Annotated in this window: 7 protein-coding genes; all 7 read left to right on the forward strand. The window is 46.7% G+C overall.

Translation table 11 applies throughout. The features are described 5' to 3' along the window. The first annotated feature begins 130 nt into the window (after positions 1-130). The 7 genes from ACVC7T_RS00190 to ACVC7T_RS00220 all read left to right on the forward strand — a co-directional run bounded on the left by ACVC7T_RS00190 (position 131) and on the right by ACVC7T_RS00220 (position 17,026). Positions 131-910 (forward strand): enoyl-CoA hydratase/isomerase family protein, encoded by a 780-nt coding sequence (locus ACVC7T_RS00190; protein WP_105110503.1) that lies wholly within the window; start codon positions 131-133, stop codon positions 908-910. 23 nt (positions 911-933) lie between these two features. Then, positions 934-1,656, forward strand: coding sequence for a CoA transferase subunit A (locus tag ACVC7T_RS00195; RefSeq protein ID WP_105110502.1), 723 nt, complete (start codon positions 934-936; stop codon positions 1,654-1,656). A gap of 4 nt (positions 1,657-1,660) precedes the next feature. Further along, positions 1,661-2,314: a 3-oxoacid CoA-transferase subunit B gene (locus ACVC7T_RS00200; RefSeq protein ID WP_105110501.1), complete on the forward strand. Its 654-nt coding sequence runs from the start codon at positions 1,661-1,663 to the stop codon at positions 2,312-2,314. Positions 2,315-2,676: 362 nt separating this feature from the next. Then, positions 2,677-3,579, forward strand: a complete 903-nt coding sequence (locus ACVC7T_RS00205; protein ID WP_105110521.1) for a LysR family transcriptional regulator — start codon at positions 2,677-2,679, stop codon at positions 3,577-3,579. A 12-nt stretch (positions 3,580-3,591) separates the two neighbouring features. Continuing rightward, a complete protein-coding gene (locus ACVC7T_RS00210) occupies positions 3,592-4,701 on the forward strand; it encodes an acyl-CoA dehydrogenase family protein (RefSeq protein ID WP_447262239.1) in 1,110 nt (369 codons plus the stop codon). Positions 4,702-4,732: 31 nt separating this feature from the next. After that, positions 4,733-5,662, forward strand: a complete 930-nt coding sequence (locus ACVC7T_RS00215) for an MBL fold metallo-hydrolase (protein WP_447262240.1) — start codon at positions 4,733-4,735, stop codon at positions 5,660-5,662. Between the two features lie 312 nt (positions 5,663-5,974). Next, positions 5,975-17,026: a mucin-binding protein gene (locus ACVC7T_RS00220; protein ID WP_447262241.1), complete on the forward strand. Its 11,052-nt coding sequence runs from the start codon at positions 5,975-5,977 to the stop codon at positions 17,024-17,026. Positions 17,027-17,357 lie beyond the last annotated feature (331 nt).

Below are 17,357 nucleotides of genomic sequence, written 5' to 3' on the forward strand. Positions count from 1 at the left end.
AAATTTCTTAAGTAGACGAATATGTAAATAGTTGATAAACTAATAATGTAAGCGTTTTACATTTTGTCAATCGATTGGTTGCATTGTTGACCCTAGGTGACCGATCACATTACACATTAGGAGAATGTTTATGAACAAAACTGTATTGTTGGACGTCAAAGATGGCATCGGCTATATCACTATCAATCGTCCAGAAGCATTGAATGCCCTCAGCTCACAAGTCTTGAAAGACTTGAATGAAGTATTGGATGTAGTGGAAACCAGTACAGAAATTGGTGTAGTCATCGTCACAGGTGCAGGTGAGAAATCATTTGTAGCCGGCGCAGACATCAAGGAAATGGATAAGATGACGCCGACACAAGCCTTCGAATACATGACCTATGCCAATGATACTTTCTCCAGACTAGAACATCTTCGCCAGCCATCTATCGCAGCAATTAACGGATATGCTTTGGGAGGTGGTATGGAATTGGCTCTGTCAACAGACATTCGTCTGGGCCATGAGAAAGTGTTGTTGGGCTTCCCTGAAGTGACACTTGGAATTATACCAGGATTTGCAGGAACCCAACGGATGCCACGCCTCATCGGCATCAGCAAGGCCAAGGAACTCATTTTCACGGCTCGAAATGTAAAAGGACCAGAAGCAGTCGAACTCGGCATACTCAATCGCCTGGTCCCAGCAGAGGAATTGATGCAGGAAGCTGAAAATCTAGCAAAATCTATTTTGAAGAATGCTCCGTTGGCTGTCGAAAAAGCCAAACATGTCATCAGCGTGGGAACAGAATTACCACTGCAAAGTGCTATCCGCTTGGAAACAGAAGCAGAAGCACTCCTCTTCTCAACAGAGGATAAAAAAGAAGGCATGGGCGCTTTTGTTGAAAAACGAAAAGCAGTCTTTACACGGAAATAAGTAGCTTTGACGAGGAGAAAAAAATGGCAAAAATTGTAACGCTCAAAGAAGCAGTATCGCTGGTACAACCGGGACACATCGTGGGAATCTCAGGCTTCCTCGGTGTCGGTGAACCCTTTGAATTGATTGATGGCTTGGTGGAACAAGGCACAAAAAACCTGACTCTGACATCTGTCGTAACCTCCCATCCTGGTAAGGAAGTCGGAGTAGGTCGCCTCTGCGAAAACCACCAAGTATCCAAATACATAGCAGCCCACGTCGGAACCTCACCAGGTGCCCAAAAAGCCTACTTCAGCGGTGAGATGGAAGTTGAATTCACACCGATGGGCACAGTGGTTGAACGCCTCCACGCTGCAGGTGCAGGTCTAGGTGCCGTATTGACACCGACAGGCGTTGGAACCATCCTAGAAGAAAAACAAGAAAAAGTTGTCCGCAACGGCCGTGAGTACCTAGTCTATGATCCATTGAAAATTGACGTAGCCTTAATCAAGGCCAGCAAGGCAGACAAGTACGGAAACCTTTACATCGAAGGAACCACTAAAAACATTTCATTGCAACTAGCCCTGGCTGCCGACACAGTCATCGTTGAGACCAATGAAGTGGTAGAAATCGGAGAAATCAAGCCGGATGATGTCTATATTCCTGGTATTTTAGTAGATTATGTCGTCCAAGGTTTGACAGCACAAGAACACCATGAAATGATGGGTGCTCTCTGGACAGAAACGAAGAAACTAGCAGGGGTGTAAAAATATGAAAGCAAAAGAAGTTATTGCACGTCGTGTCGCTTTAGAATTCCATGACGGAGACGTTGTCAACCTGGGATTCGGTATTCCAAACGCATCTGCTGACTATATCCCAGCTGGAGTGAGCGTTATCCTCCAAGCTGAAAATGGAGCCCTTCGTTTCGGTGAAACCCCAGGCAAGGATAACTACCATCCAAATATTGCCAACTCAGGTGGTGCTCCCATCACCCTTATGCCAGGAGCTTCAACCTTTGATATCCAAACATCCTTTGCCATCATCCGTGGTGGTCACGTGGATGCGACTGTGCTTGGAGCCCTCGAAGTTAGCCAGGACGCCAGCATTGCCAACTGGATTATTCCAGGAAAATTTGCGCCAGGCATGGGCGGCGCCATGGACCTCTTGGTTGGTGCCAAGCGCGTGATTGTGGCTCTGCAACATGTCGATAAAAACGGTGAATCCAAGATCCTCAAAGAATGCACCCTGCCACTGTCTGCCAAAGGAGTGGTATCCATGGTCATCACCGAATTAGCCGTATTTGAATTCCAAGACGGCAAATACCTGCTCAAGGAAGTAGCTCCTGGAGTAACGGTAGAAGAAGTCCTAGAAAAAACAGCAGGTGACGTGGTCGTTGCAGACAATGTCATCACCATGCCAATCTAGGAAAACATTTCCGCAAACCTGACTTTACTAGCTACACTTACTAGCAACAAGACAATGGGACAGTTCTTGAGGTCGGTTTGATAGATGTTAAGTACAAGAAATATCCCAGTAGTCAATTTGCTGGGATTTATTTGTAAAATTCGAGCAGATTTATTTAAAAGTATTCAGCAATATGATATAATAAATCGAGGAATTTATCGTTGTCTACTAAAAACAAATTGAAACCTTAGTTACCAGATTTTTTAGGGCAAAACGATAAACAAAACATGAAAAAACATCACCTAGCTACCAGTTCAGATAGGTGAGACAAGATTATATGAAAAACGCTTGTCCAAAAGGACAAAGGAGGATATGCTATGGGAATGGATATTGTTCAAATGGGGTATTTTATCAATATTGTTGAGAACAACTGTAATCTATCCCTAGCCGCCAAGAAGATTCATATCAGCCAGTCAGCTCTCAGCCAGTTCATCACCCAGTTTGAGACCAATGAAGGGCTCCAGCTCTTCCATCGGAAAAATGGTCGCCTGGAAAAACTGACCGAGGCAGGTGAGCGTGTCTACCGCTTTGCCACCGAAATTGTCGAGAAATACGAAGACATGCAAAGAATGATTCAGACCGAGTCTACCAAGCAGAAGGGCACCATTCGTCTGGGTATTCCGTCTTTGATATTGCGGGTCTATTTTGCCAATATCCTGCCGGACTTCCTGCTCAAACACCCAAATATTGATATCCAGATTACCGAAGGAGGAGGAGTGGACCTCAACCGCATGTTCCTGGCTGAGGACCTCAACTTTGTCGTGGTCATTGAGCCGACCTCCCTGGATAGCCAAAAATACGAGCAGCATATCATCCAGATGGATGAATACGTGGCTTTTATGGACAAGAATCATCCCTTGGCCAGCAAGGACCTGCTAGAGTGGAAGGACATTGAACCCTATCAAGTCGCCACCTTTAACAAGTCCTACACCACCTACCACCTCCTCAAGGACAAGTTCAAAAAAGAAAAAATCAAGCCTAAGCTCAGCTTCCTAGCCTACTCTTGGGACTACCTAATCGAAGCTACATCTGGCAATAATATCATCACCCTCCTGCCCCGGCCAATCGAAGATTTGGTGGACAAGGACAAGCACACCATGATCCGCTTCAGAGACTTTTTGCCTTTTAATATCTGGTTCTGCCGACCGTACAAGTCCAAGACCAATGAAATCGAGTCCTTTGTCTACGAAGAATTCCTGAAATTATACTACACGCCTGTCGAATAAAGTAGGTGAATCATGCAATACGACCAAGAAAAGTTAGACCAGATTAGCGACTATATCCAGGCTGAGATAGTTGGCCAAGCAGCCCACTATGATGAGCACAAGCTCTTTCCGCTCCTCTTTATCAATCGGCTGGTCACAGACCACAAGATTTTCCACCTGCTCCACCAAACTGTGGACAGAGACAGCGGGCTCAGGACCTTTCTAGAGGTCATTCGCCTCCTGTCCATCGAGTTTTCCTCCCTGGCGGCCATCCTCATGACCCAGGCCTTCTTTGCTATCTGGCTCTTGGAGCATTTTGGCAGTCCTGAGCAGAAGGAGCGCTATCTGGATGATTTGCTCAACTTCAAAAAAATCGGTGCCTTTGCCTTTTCCGAGGAAGATATCAATCTGGACAAGCAATTTCCTGAAACAATGGCCAGACAGACCGACAAGGGCTGGATTATCAACGGTCGCAAGCAGATGGTCTCCAATGCTCCTATGGCTGATGTCCTCTTTGTCCTCTGCCAGACCGTGGACCAGTACGGCAAGAAGGACATGGCTATCTTCGTCCTCGACAGCAAGACTCCCGGTGTCCAGGTCGGTCCCACCATTGACAAGGTCGGTGTCCGCTCTATGCCGCTGGCGCCTATTAGTTTTGAGAATGTCCAGCTGACCACCGACCAGCTGTTGGGCCACCAGATTGCCGGCAAGCAACAGTACACCCAGTCTATGATTAAGATGCGGCTGGCCATCAGTGCTCAATCCCTGGGCATTGCAGAAGGTGCCTTCAAGAAAGGTCTGGCCTATTCACAGATTCGCCGGGGCTTTGGCAAGCGTCCTATCGACGTATCTATCAATCAACTCCGCATCGTCGACCTGAAAACGGCCCTGGTTGCCTGCGAAGCCTATTACTATGACTACCTGCGGACTGATATGTCGGACGAACGGGAGGTCTCCATGCTGAAAATCATCACCTCCAGACTGGCCTCAACCATTTCTGAGGAAGTAGTTCGTATAACTGGAGCTTATAGCTTCATTGGAAACGATGATATCGAGCGCTATGTTCACGATGCAAATATTACCAAGGAATACGGCGGAAAAACAGACCGACTCAAGAAAAAAATTGCAGAAATGTGGCTGTAAAACTCATGTGAAATGAGGAGAATATGAAAATATGAAACTACAAACCTACCAATTCGGCCAGATGACCCTGACCTGGCTGAGAGGGGCAGACAAGTACACGGATGCAGGAACCATCTTCGGACCTGTGCCCAAGGCTGTCTGGTCCCGTTATTACCCGACCAATGAACAGGGGCTCATCCATGACCTGACAGACCCCATCCTCATCAGCTACCAGGGCAAGCATTACCTGATCGACACCAGTCTGGGAACGGAAAAGCTCAGTGACAAACTCCGGAGAAATCTCGGCGTCATCTCAGAAAACCGTGTCCTAGAAAGCCTGGACCAGCTGGGCCTCAGCCCTGAGGATATCGATGTGGTCCTCATGACCCACATGCACAATGACCATGCCGGTGGCCTGACCAGGCTAGTCGATGGCGAGCTGGTTCCCACCTTCCCAAATGCCACCATCTACATCAATGACATCGAGTGGGAAGAAGTGCGCTATCCCAATCCCCGTACCAGGGCTACCTACCTGCCTGAAAACTGGCAGGCCATCCAAGACCAGGTCCAGACCTTTGGCTCAGAGCTCAAGCTGGTCGACGGCATTGAGATGCACCACACAGGCGGTCACAGCCTTGGCCACAGCATCATCCTGCTCAAGCAAGATGGGGAGACCTTGATACACATGGCCGACACACTCCTGACCCATGCCCACTTTAATCCCCTCTGGGTGGCAGCAGTAGACGACTACCCTATGGACAGTATCAAGGCCAAGGAAAAGTGGATCAAGCAAGCCTACAGTCAAGGCTACACCTTCCTCTTTTACCACGACCCTTACTATGCCCTGCTCAAGTTTAACCAGGATGGTAGCCAAGTGGTCTCCTGCCTGGAAAGACTGCGCCCACCAGTCCTGCCTTTTACGGACAAGGAGGACAAGCGCCTGGTCGTAGCGGAGGAAACCAAGCTACCGATAACATACTAAAACAGATATATATATATATATATATATATATATAAATGTATTTTATCAATAATTTTTGTGAAAATTTCACAAATCAGTCATTATCCCTTGCAAAAATTTGTAGGGGATATTTTTTATTGATCTGTCAATAAAACCTAATAAAATAGCAGTTTTCCATGAATATTTTACCGATAAACCATTCTAACAAAATACAAATATATATAACCTATTAGAGATACTTATAGTAACATAAAAATTCTTGATTTATACAAAATAATATGCTATCTTTAAACTGTTTTAATAAACAAAATAATATATAGAGGAAGGTTTGCAATGTCAAATAAACCTAATCGGAGGAATCGTGGTTTTGACTGGTATAGTCTACGCCAGCGTTTCTCCATTCGTAAGTACCATTTCGGTGCTGCCAGTGTTTTGCTTGGTGCTGCCATCGCCAGTCTAGCGACAGGTCCATTGGCCCAGGCGGAGGAAATCGACCTTTCTACCCAGCCAGCGGTAGAAGTCCCAGTCCCAGAGACGCCACCAGCTGAGCTTCCAGTAGAAGTGCCAGAAGTTCCCGTGGTGGAAAGCTTGCCAAGTCCAGAGCCAGAAGCACCTGTCCTTGAAGCTCCAGTAGCACCTGCGGAAGTTGTCCCAGAAGTAACTGCTGAGCCAGTTGCGCCAGAAGCACCAGCTGCACCAGAGGTGGAAGTGCCTGTCGAACGCCAAGCAGGTATCGTCTACCATGCCTCCTATGTGGAAGAAACCACAAAGGAAGAGGTCGGCAAGGGCAAACCACAGGCGACCATCGTCACCACTACTGAGGAAAAGGCTAGCGCAGAAGTGACTGTCACAGCTGACTACCTGCCGAAGGGCTATGAGCTGTCAGACCCAGCCAAGACCAACGTGACCGCCACCGTCCACGAAGGCCAGGCCAACCCAGTAGCTTTTTCAGTGCGCCCTGTAGCTGTCCCAGAAACCAAGGTAGTAACAGAAGGCTATACAGGCTTTGGGGCAATAGTGCCACCAGCAGCCAACGGTCAAGTCGACCAACCGACAGACGGTGGTAATGCGGAAGGGACAAGTGGTTTTAGGGCTATTCCTGGGGAGAACCGAACCGCTTTTTCAGGTAATCAAAATTTCAAAAATTATCAAGGTTTTAGTAGGGATAAGTTGCTTAACCAGATTACCTGGATTGATTTTTCGGATGCCAGTACGATTTCAGGAACGGGTACTGCTCCAAACCAAGCTGACAATAATAAATTAGCTCCTTCGCTTCGAATTGGTACAAAATACAAGAAAGTCATTGCTCCAGGATATGAAGTGACGTTGGAAGTCATTGACTTAAAACCTTTCGAAGCAACTGAAATCTATAAAGAGCGGATTGCTGGAACAGATCGAGAACAGTATTTCGATGCGAACCGAAAAAACCATATCATTAGAACTGGCGAGCAGGCTGAAATTATTGCGGTGAAGCAAGATCCAACTTGGTCGCAAGCAGCAAGACAAGGTCTGAACTTTGGTGAAAAAGCCGTTACTCTCCAATCCCACAAGGATGGAGGAAATGTAGGGGTGATCTTCCGAGGTTCAGCAACCTATCTAGGAAATTCTGTCCCAATCAACTTTGTTTTGATGGAATCAGAGGAAGCTAAGCGGGAAGAACTTGTCATTTTCACAACAAACGGAGAAAATTTTGAACTCTTAGGCGAACTCTCTAATAATTTGACCTTGTCATCCTATAGTCCTGTTACGACTGGCTATTTCCACGACACAAATAGATTTGAAAATGTAACTTTTCCTAATAACTGGGCGGCACGTTTCAATGCAGTAGACTATGTCAATGTTGGTACTCCAGAATCAATCGCAACTGCTGGTCAGACATTATCAGAAGGAAGTATGACTATCGTAGATGGCTTAGGGACTAAGGTTTTTGGTCCAGTAACCAACCGAATGAAATCTAATGTATCTCCGAATGAGGAATATTCGACCCCCATCTTGCTCACTAAAAATGCTTCAGAAGTAGGGATGTTTATTACTTCAATGGGTAGACAGTCTGCTATGATTGGGGTAATGGTCTATGATGAAGGGGATGCACCAGCCTCTTACGGCGAAGGGAAGCACGCCCTCAACCTTAATGTTGCGGATAAGAACCCATTCCTTGGAACAGTTATGGCTGATTTGGATTTCGTGCCAGAGGCTATACCTGCAGATGCAGCACCTTGGTATCGTGATGAGTTAATCAACCAGTGGGATGAAGGACCTATTCAGCTCTTGGGGGCAAGTGACGCGGCGAAGAATAACAATAATTACACCCTTCACCATTCTACTAATGGTAGCTATGAACTGAAATTACAAGCTTCTGCAAATGGTAATCCCAAAGCACATATGCAGGGATGGATTGATTTTAATAACAATGGAATTTTCGATGAAGGAGAAGCGTCTGGAGTGGTCGAAGTAACATCGGCTAAAACCTATACCTTAAACTTTACTGGAATTCCACAAATTACGGATACAGACTTAACGAAGTTAGGTGTTCGTGTCCGTATAGCGGTTGACAGAAATGATATTTTAACCCCACATTTGACAGCCTTGTCTGGTGAGGTGGAGGACTTCCAAGTTCAATTAACCCACCCACCGCGCGGTACTAAAAAAGAAACCACTGCTAGCCAAGGGGAAACCCAGAGAGCTACTGTAGAATTTTTTGCTTATGGCAGGAATGCTTACGAAAGTACAGCTGCAAAAATCGATGAAACAATCCCTCCTTCAATCGTCAAAGAAAATGGTCAATTAGTTCAGGATAGTGAGTTAGTTGATGGTTATTATGTTGTGCCAGGAGAGGGTAGGTATAAGATAACTGCTAATGGCAAGAATGTAGATGTTGAATTTATTCCGGAAGAGAATTTTGTCACCAAACGGACGGATGGTAGTATCGTCAAACAGGCTAAGGGTATCACTATTCGCCGGACAGGAACAGTAGTAGATAAGGCTGGTACGGCAGCCTATACAACAGGTTGGACGGCGACTACGGATGTTCATGGAATTGCGAATATTTCAGAACAGACCAATACTATGGATGGTCGCTATATTCCTCATGTGGTTGCTGTTGTTCCTAGTGGAGTTGATGCGACTTCGAGTGCTGTCCAAGGTGCTGTCCAGACAGGAAGACCAACTTTCGTTCCTGGAACAATTTCCACAGGTGCCCAAGTCCCTATGGATCCAAATACAACGAAATTATTGGATGATAGCTCTAATCCTGTTGATGCTACAACTGCCTATGCCATGGTCAATGGTGTCCGCACAGCTGTAGGTGAGTATAGGATTTCTAGCACGGATGGCACCGTTACTTATACACCAAATGATGAAGGGAAGCGCTATATTGGTAGTTTGTTGCCTGTAACTGTGCAAGCCAAGGATGTCAATGGCTCTGCTGCGACAGCTACCTACACCCCTACTATTACGCCACTGAGTCCATCAGCAGTTGCTGCGACTTCTGTTGGTTTGCAAGGAAAAGAGCAGACGGGTCGTCCGACTTTTGCTAAAGGTACTTCGATTGATGGTGTAGGTGAATTGGTACCAAGTAGCTTGACCTTGCTTGATGCAAGTGGTCAGCCAGCTACAAGGGTAGACGTACCTAATCAGGGTAGCTATGTCTTAAATCCGGATGGTAGTATCACCTTTACACCGTTACCGAATTACTATGGCAGTCCGACCCCAGTTAATGTTCGTCAAGCAGATAGTAATGGTAGCACGGTTGTAACAACTTATTCACCAAATGTCATTGAAGTTCGCCCAATTGCTGATCCAGATAAGACTTACGGCCTAAAAGGAGCTGAGCAAACTTCTAGGAGTGACTTCTTTACTGCTGGGCAGATTGATTTGGATGGTAATAAGGTATATGATCCAGCTACAGAAGTTGTGGCCTTAAATCCTGATAGTCGCAAACTTATCAATCAACAAGGTCAGGAAGTAGACCGTGTGCAAGTGGCTGGTGAGGGTGTTTATCGCTTGAATGATGATGGCACGATTACCTTTACCCCAGAGCCAGATTTTGTTGGACTAGCTAATGGTGTTACCATTACGATTGCGGATGTCAACGGTACAAAAGTATCCACTACCTATGTACCTAAGGTAATTGATGTCCCTGAGGATGAGTTGAGAGAAACGGTTAAGCGGACCATTCGTTATGTTTATGCAGATGGTAGTGAAGCAAGTTCCAGTGTTGAAAAGGTACTTCAATATACACGTACTGCAACAGCAAACCCATTGACAGGGGAAATTTCCTACAGTCCTTGGGAATCTACGGATAATGATTTCCCACTGGTAACTTCTCCAGACATTCCGAATTATACAGCAAGTCAAGATAAGGTGGCGGAGCGCACAGATGTTCCTGCTGAGGCAGTGGATGAAACGATTACGATCGTCTATCGTGAACATGATAAGCAACTGGCGACATTTACATACAGGGTCGTTGATGGACCAGAGTTGGCTAAAGATCAAGAGATTGGTTACTCTTCTGCACCAATTACTTATACAACAGCTGCCAAAATTGCTGAAATCATAGCGCGTGGCTATGAACTGGTTGAGGATGGATTCGCAAACGAAGCGAATAAGAGCTTTGATACGGATACGGCGCGAGTTCAGAACTGGGATATTTTATTCCGTCCTAAAACAACTGTCACAACTCCAGATCAACCGAAGACTCCAGGTGATCAAGTGGATCCAAGCAATCCAGATAGTCCTCGTTGGGAAGAAGTAACTAAGACCATCACTCGTACAGTTTCCTACAAATTGAACACAGTTGATGGACCAGAAGCACCAGGAACCAGCAGTCAGACCAATACAGTTACCTTTGAACGCACTGGTACTTATAATTTTGTAAGCAATCAGATTACCTATACGAATTGGGTAGCTAAGGATGGCGATGCGATTTTAGAGGGTCATGCTTTACCAGATGTACTAGGCTACACTGCAACTAAGGCGACTGCAAATGATGAGGAGGTTTTGCCACTTTCAACTACACGTAATAAAACGGTCACTCATCTTGATAATAATATTACGGAGATTGTTGTATATACTCCGGATGCACAGCTTGGTAAAATTAGCTTTATCAATGTAACGGATCCTAGTCAAGAAGTGCTTGTCAAAGAGATTCCGTTGACTGGAAAAACTGGTGATAAATTTACAGTTGATACAGCAACGATTATTGAAGAATTTAGACAGCAAGGCTATGAAGTCAGTGATATTTCAAATTATGACAAGGAAGGTTTGTTCTCTCCAGATCCAAATAGTCATGATGAGTTTATTTATCATTTGACGGAAAGAGTTGTTCCTTACGATCCTGAAAATCCAGACCCAACGATTCCAAAATGGCCAGATTCTGTAAAAGGGATTGTCACCAAAGATGAAGTCAAGCGGACCATTTCGTATGTAGATGAAGCTGGAGCGCCTTTATCTCCTGTATTTGAAGATACAGTTAGCTTTACTCGAACTGCTACGGTTAATCTGATAACAGGGGCAGTTACTTATGGACCTTGGCAAGCAGTTGATAGTGATAAGGAATTGGCGGGTAACCCATTGCCATCCCTAGCAGGATATTCTGTTAAGCGGACGACATCGGATGCCGTTGAAGTAGAGGCCAGTGTGACTGAAACACCACGTTTGGTGGAAGCTGAAGCTGCTGATATTGTGGAAGTTGTTACTTATCAAAAAGATAGGCAAGAGGCGATTATCCGCTTTGTCGATATGACCAATCCACAGGCCAAGAAGGAGTTGAATACCATCTCCCTATCTGGTAAATCTAGTGAGGAGATTGGCTACGATGTAACACCTCTTGTGAACTCATATGAGGCTTCTGGATATCTTGTCAGCAATAAGCATTCCTATGCTCCAACAACTCCTTATGACACAGATAAGGATGTTCCTCAAGAGTTTGTATTTGAATTGGTTCAAAAGACCACTCCTAGCACCCCAGACAATCCACAGACCCCAGGTACACCAGTCGATCCGACTAATCCAAATGGACCACGTTGGGAAGAAGTGACCAAGACCATCACTCGTACAGTGGCTTACAAACTGGATACTGTCGACGGTCAGCCAGTTCCGAATACCGAAAGCAAGACCAATTCAGTCACCTTCGAACGGACTGGTAGCTACAACCACGTGACCAAACAAGTGACCTACACGGATTGGGTAGCTAAGGATGGCGATTCGACTCTGGAAGGCCAGACACTACCATTTGTGACAGGCTATGTGGCTACTACAGCGACTAGAAATGGTCAGCCAGTCACACCAGGTGCAACGGCAGAAGTTATCGAGGCGACAGCTACGACAGATAATGTAGATGAAATCGTAGTCTACAAAGCGCTCGGCTCTTGGACCATCACTCCACCGCCAGGTACAGATCCAGTGCCACCAATTCCGTATCCGAACCATCCGACGGACCCAACCAAGCCGGGAGATCCAACCCCGACCCCAGCGATTCCGAAGGTGGATGGCTATGTGCCAGTTGGACCAGATGGCAATGAGTTACCTAAGGATCCAGATGGCAATTACATCCCACCAGTACCGACTGACCCAACGCAACCAACGATCATTACTTACAAGGCACTAGAGCAGAAGGCTGTTATCCAATACTTGGAAGAAGGCACCAACAAGGTTCTCTCTCCAGCCGATGAAGTAACTGGTCTAGCAGATCAGCCAATCGTTTACAGTACAGCAGAAACCATTGCCTTGATTGAGGAACGTGGCTATGAATTGGTGCAAGACAACTTCCCAACGAATGCGACATATGACCGTGATACAACCAGTCCACAGGTTTACACAGTTGTGTTTAGAGAGAAGGTTGTCACAACCACTCCAGATAATCCACAGACCCCAGGCACGCCAGTGGATCCGAATAATCCAGACGGACCACGTTGGGAAGAAGTGACCAAGACCATCACTCGTACAGTAGCTTACAAACTGGATACTGTCGATGGTCAACCAGCTCCGACTACCGAAACCAAGACCAATTCAGTCACCTTCGAACGGACTGGTAGCTACAACCACGTGACCAAACAAGTGACCTACACAGATTGGGTAGCTAAGGATGGCGATTCGACTCTGGAAGGCCAGACACTACCATTGGTGACTGGTTATGTGGCTGTCACCGCAACTAGAAATAGTCAGGCAGTATCACCAAGCGCAACGGCAGAAGCCATTGAAGCAAGTGCTACGACTGATAATGTGGATGAGATTGTCGTTTACAAGGCCCTCAGCTCTTGGACCATCACTCCACCACCAGGTACAGACCCAGTTCCACCAATTCCTTACGACAACCATCCGACCGACCCAACCAAGCCGGCAGATCCAACTCCGACCCCAGCAATTCCGAAAGTGGATGGCTATGTCCCAGTTGGACCAGATGGAAATGAATTGCCTAAGGATCCAGATGGTAACTACATCCCACCAGTACCGACTGACCCAACTCAGCCAACAGTCATTACTTACAAGGCCCTCGAACAGAAGGCAGTCATCCAATACTTGGAAGAAGGCAGCAATAAGGTTCTCTCTCCAGCTGATGAAGTAACTGGTCTAGCAGATCAACCAATTGTATACAGCACAGCAGATACCATTGCCTTGATTGAGGAACGTGGCTATGAGTTGGTTCAAGACAACTTCCCAACGAATGCGACATATGACCGTGATACAACCAGTCCACAGGTTTACACAGTTGTGTTTAGAGAGAAGGTTGTTACAACCACCCCAGATAATCCGCAGACCCCAGGTACACCAGTGGATCCGAATAATCCTGATGGACCGAAGTGGGAAGATGTTTCTCGCACCATTACTCGTAAGGTGTCCTATGTGGTCGAAAGTCCAGAGGGCGAGACTGTAACAGCTCCAGAAGGTAAGACTACAACAGTGACCTTTGAGCGGACAGGTAGCTACAACTTCGTGACCAAGCAAGTGACTTACACGGATTGGGAAGCCAAGGATGGCGACGCTGTTCTGGAAGGAAATCCATTGCCAGTCATTGACGGCTATGTGGCTATTGCAGCGACTAAGAACGGTGACAAGGTAGAGGCTAGCACAACTGCGGAGGATGTGACCGCTACGGAAACTACGACTGATATCAGCGAAGTCGTGACCTACAAGAAACTGTCTAGCTGGACCGTCACACCGCCTCCAGGAAATGACCCAGTTCCAGACATTCCGTATGAAAACGATCCGAACGATCCGACCAAGCCTGCGGATCCAAAACCAACCAGACCAAATGAAGAGGATCCAAACAATCCAATTCCAACGGTTCCAGACTATCCAGGCTATGTACCAGTAGACCCTGATGGTAATGAATTGCCTAAGGATCCAGATGGTAACTACATCCCACCGAAACCAACTGACCCAACAAAACCAACAGAGATCACTTACAAACCAGTTGCCCAAAAAGCCAGCATCACATTTGTCAATAAGACAAATCCAGTTGCGCCTGTGGAGCTAACAACTATTCCGTTGACAGGTAAGAGCGGTGACCAGTTTGGCTATGACCCAACTCCATTGGTCAAAGACTATGAGATGGCAGGCTATGTGGTCACCAATGAAAATGATTATGCGGCGACCAAGACTTATTCTGATGATCCAGAACACCATGACAGCTTTGTCTTCTCTATCGTTGAGAAAACAGCTACCATTGTGCCAGAAGATCCAAATTCACCGGATGATCCAAACAATCCAAATCCAGGTGATCCTGTCGATCCGAATAATCCTGATGGACCGAAGTGGGAAGATGTTTCTCGCACTATTACTCGTAAGGTGTCCTATGTGGTCGAAAGTCCAGAGGGCGAGACTGTAACAGCTCCAGAAGGTAAGACTACAACAGTGACCTTCGAGCGGACAGGTAGCTACAACTTCGTAACCAAGCAAGTGACTTACACGGATTGGGAAGCCAAGGATGGCGACGCTGTTCTGGAAGGAAATCCATTGCCAGTCATTGACGGCTATGTGGCTATTGCAGCGACTAAGAACGGTGACAAGGTAGAGGCTAGCACAACTGCGGAGGATGTGACCGCTACGGAAACTACGACTGATATCAGCGAAGTCGTGACCTACAAGAAACTGTCTAGCTGGACCGTCACACCGCCTCCAGGAAATGACCCAGTTCCAGACATTCCGTATGAAAACGATCCGAACGATCCGACCAAGCCTGCGGATCCAAAACCAACCAGACCAAATGAAGAGGATCCAAACAATCCAATTCCAACGGTTCCAGACTATCCAGGCTATGTACCAGTAGACCCTGATGGTAATGAGTTGCCTAAGGATCCAGATGGCAACTATATTCCACCGAAACCGAAGGATCCAAGCCAGCCAACGCCGATTACCTACAAACCGGTTGAGCAAGTTGGTAAGATTAGCTTTGTGGACGTGACAGTTCCTGAAAATCCCGTGACCAAGGTGACCATTGACCTGTCTGGTAAGACTGGCGATAAGCTGGGCATGGATGTATCCAGCATTGTTACCATGTACGAAAACCTGGGCTACATAGTTACCAACAAGGATAAATACGATAAGGACGGCACATTTGGACCAGATCTGAAGTCCAACACCTTTGTCTACGAATTAGTAGAGCGGACGGTGGACATCGATCCAGATGATCCAAATACACCAACGCCTAAACCAGGTGAGCCAGTTGATCCGAACAATCCTGACGGACCGAAATGGCCAGATTCTGTCAGAGATCTTGTGACGACTGAAGAAGCGACGCGTACCATTTCTTATGAGGACACCAAGGGTGATACAGTCTTTGAGGAAATCAAAGAAACCAAGACCTTCAAGCGTACAGCTAAGGTTAACATCGTAACAGGTGCCATTACCTACGGTGACTGGTCTGCTGATCAAACCTTTGAAAAAGTGACTTCACCGCTCAAGGACAACTACCTGGTAGACAAGCTCGAAGTGCCAGCAAGCACCGTCAAGGCTGAGGATGAAGACATCAATGAAGTCGTGACCTACACACTTCTTGGCCAATGGAAACCAGTCGTGCCACCGGGTACTAAACCTGTGCCGCCTGTGACCTACCCACGTGATCCGAAGGATCCGACCAAGCCAGGTACAGAAGTGCCGACTATTCCAGCTATACCTGGAACCATACCTGTCTACCCAGATCCAAATAACCCTGGACAAACCATTCCATTGGAACCAAGTCCAGATGGAGGTTATGAGCTTCCACCTGTACCAAGCAAGCCAGGTGAAGATACGGTTATCGAGTATGTTCCAAACACTGTTAGCCTGACTGTCAAATATGTGGATGATACGGGTGCAGACCTGCGTCCAACAGAAAGCAAGGAAGTCAAGGTCGGTGATGACTACACCACCACTCCACAGGTGATTGAGGGCTACTATCTAACTGAAATCCCTGCTAACAGCAAGGGCAAGGTGGGGGCAGAAGGTACAACCGTTGTCTATGTTTACAATAAACTCGGTTCATGGGTACCAGAATTGCCAGAGGGTCACGACCCAGTGCCACCAATTCCGTATCCGAACCATCCGACAGACCCAGGTAAACCAGGTATCCCGACAGGTGTTGTGCCAGTCGTTCCAGGCTACATCCCTGTAGGACCAGATGGTAAAGAATTGCCTAAGGGTCCAGACGGTAACTACCTGCCACCTGTACCAAGCAAGCCAGGTGAAGATACTGTTATCAAGTACATTCCACAAGACGCTAGCGTGACCGTGCGCTATGTGGATGACAAGGGCAATGATTTGATTCCAAGCAAGTCCATTCCAGGTAAGGTTGGTGATGATTACACGACCACCCCTGAGATCATCAAGGGCTATCTGCTCAAGGAAGTACCAAGCAATGCTTCTGGTAAGATTCCAGCAGGCGGTACAAGTGTTGTCTACACTTATGTACCAATTGGAAGCTATGTGCCAAACATTCCAGGTCAGCCATCCACTCCGATTCCATATCCGAATCATCCGACTGACCCAGGCAAACCAGGTACAGATCTCCCATCTATTCCGCATGTTCCGGGTTATATCCCTGTCGGCCCAGGAGGAGTACCATTGCAGCCAGTAGATCCAAGTGATCCAACCAAGGGCTACATTGCGCCTCCTATCCCAGGAAATCCAGGTCAAGATACACCAATCAACTACATTCCGAGCCCACCAGCTCGACCAAGTAGACCGATTGTTGTGACACCTGTCAAGCCTGAGACTCCAGTTGAGCCAGAAGTTCCAACAACTCCAGCTCAACCGAGCCCAGCAGGACCTGCACAACCAGCTAGCCCTGGTACGGCTCAATTGCCAAATACTGGTACCAGCGATTCACATGCAGTGACTGCAATTGGTGCTAGCCTCTTCCTAGCTGCCCTTGCCATAGCAGGCACAGCTCGCAGAAGAGAAGAGTAATCCTTATGCTTTCCAACTATCCTACAAGGTCTTTATCTGGACTACATTCCCACCACTAGTCGAATGATTGGTTTATATTGCATCTTCCCAACTCCCACTTGTAGGCCAGATAGCAGACCTGTTTGGTAGTAGAAAATAGATAGGCACCCAGATTCTGGGTGCCTTGTCTATTCTCTGGAATATGCGTATTGAGAATCTTTCCCCATTCTGCTATAAAATAACTAGGAAATAGGACCAGAAGACGTCAGAAAATCAGTTCGACGGCGGATATTGTCGCAAAAAGTCTAGGTTAGTCCAAATTCAAGCACACAAAATCTATTCAGATAAAAGC

Source organism: Streptococcus sp. P25B114, from assembly GCF_053010325.1.

Excerpts from the sequence above, each read along its gene's own strand:
- ACVC7T_RS00195 (WP_105110502.1), top strand. The coding sequence starts at position 934 with ATGGCAAAAATTGTAACGCTCAAAGAAGCAGTATCGCTGGTACAACCG.
- ACVC7T_RS00220 (WP_447262241.1), top strand. The coding sequence starts at position 5,975 with ATGTCAAATAAACCTAATCGGAGGAATCGTGGTTTTGACTGGTATAGT.
- ACVC7T_RS00215 (WP_447262240.1), top strand. The coding sequence starts at position 4,733 with ATGAAACTACAAACCTACCAATTCGGCCAGATGACCCTGACCTGGCTG.
- ACVC7T_RS00200 (WP_105110501.1), top strand. The coding sequence starts at position 1,661 with ATGAAAGCAAAAGAAGTTATTGCACGTCGTGTCGCTTTAGAATTCCAT.
- ACVC7T_RS00205 (WP_105110521.1), top strand. The coding sequence starts at position 2,677 with ATGGATATTGTTCAAATGGGGTATTTTATCAATATTGTTGAGAACAAC.
- ACVC7T_RS00190 (WP_105110503.1), top strand. The coding sequence starts at position 131 with ATGAACAAAACTGTATTGTTGGACGTCAAAGATGGCATCGGCTATATC.
- ACVC7T_RS00210 (WP_447262239.1), top strand. The coding sequence starts at position 3,592 with ATGCAATACGACCAAGAAAAGTTAGACCAGATTAGCGACTATATCCAG.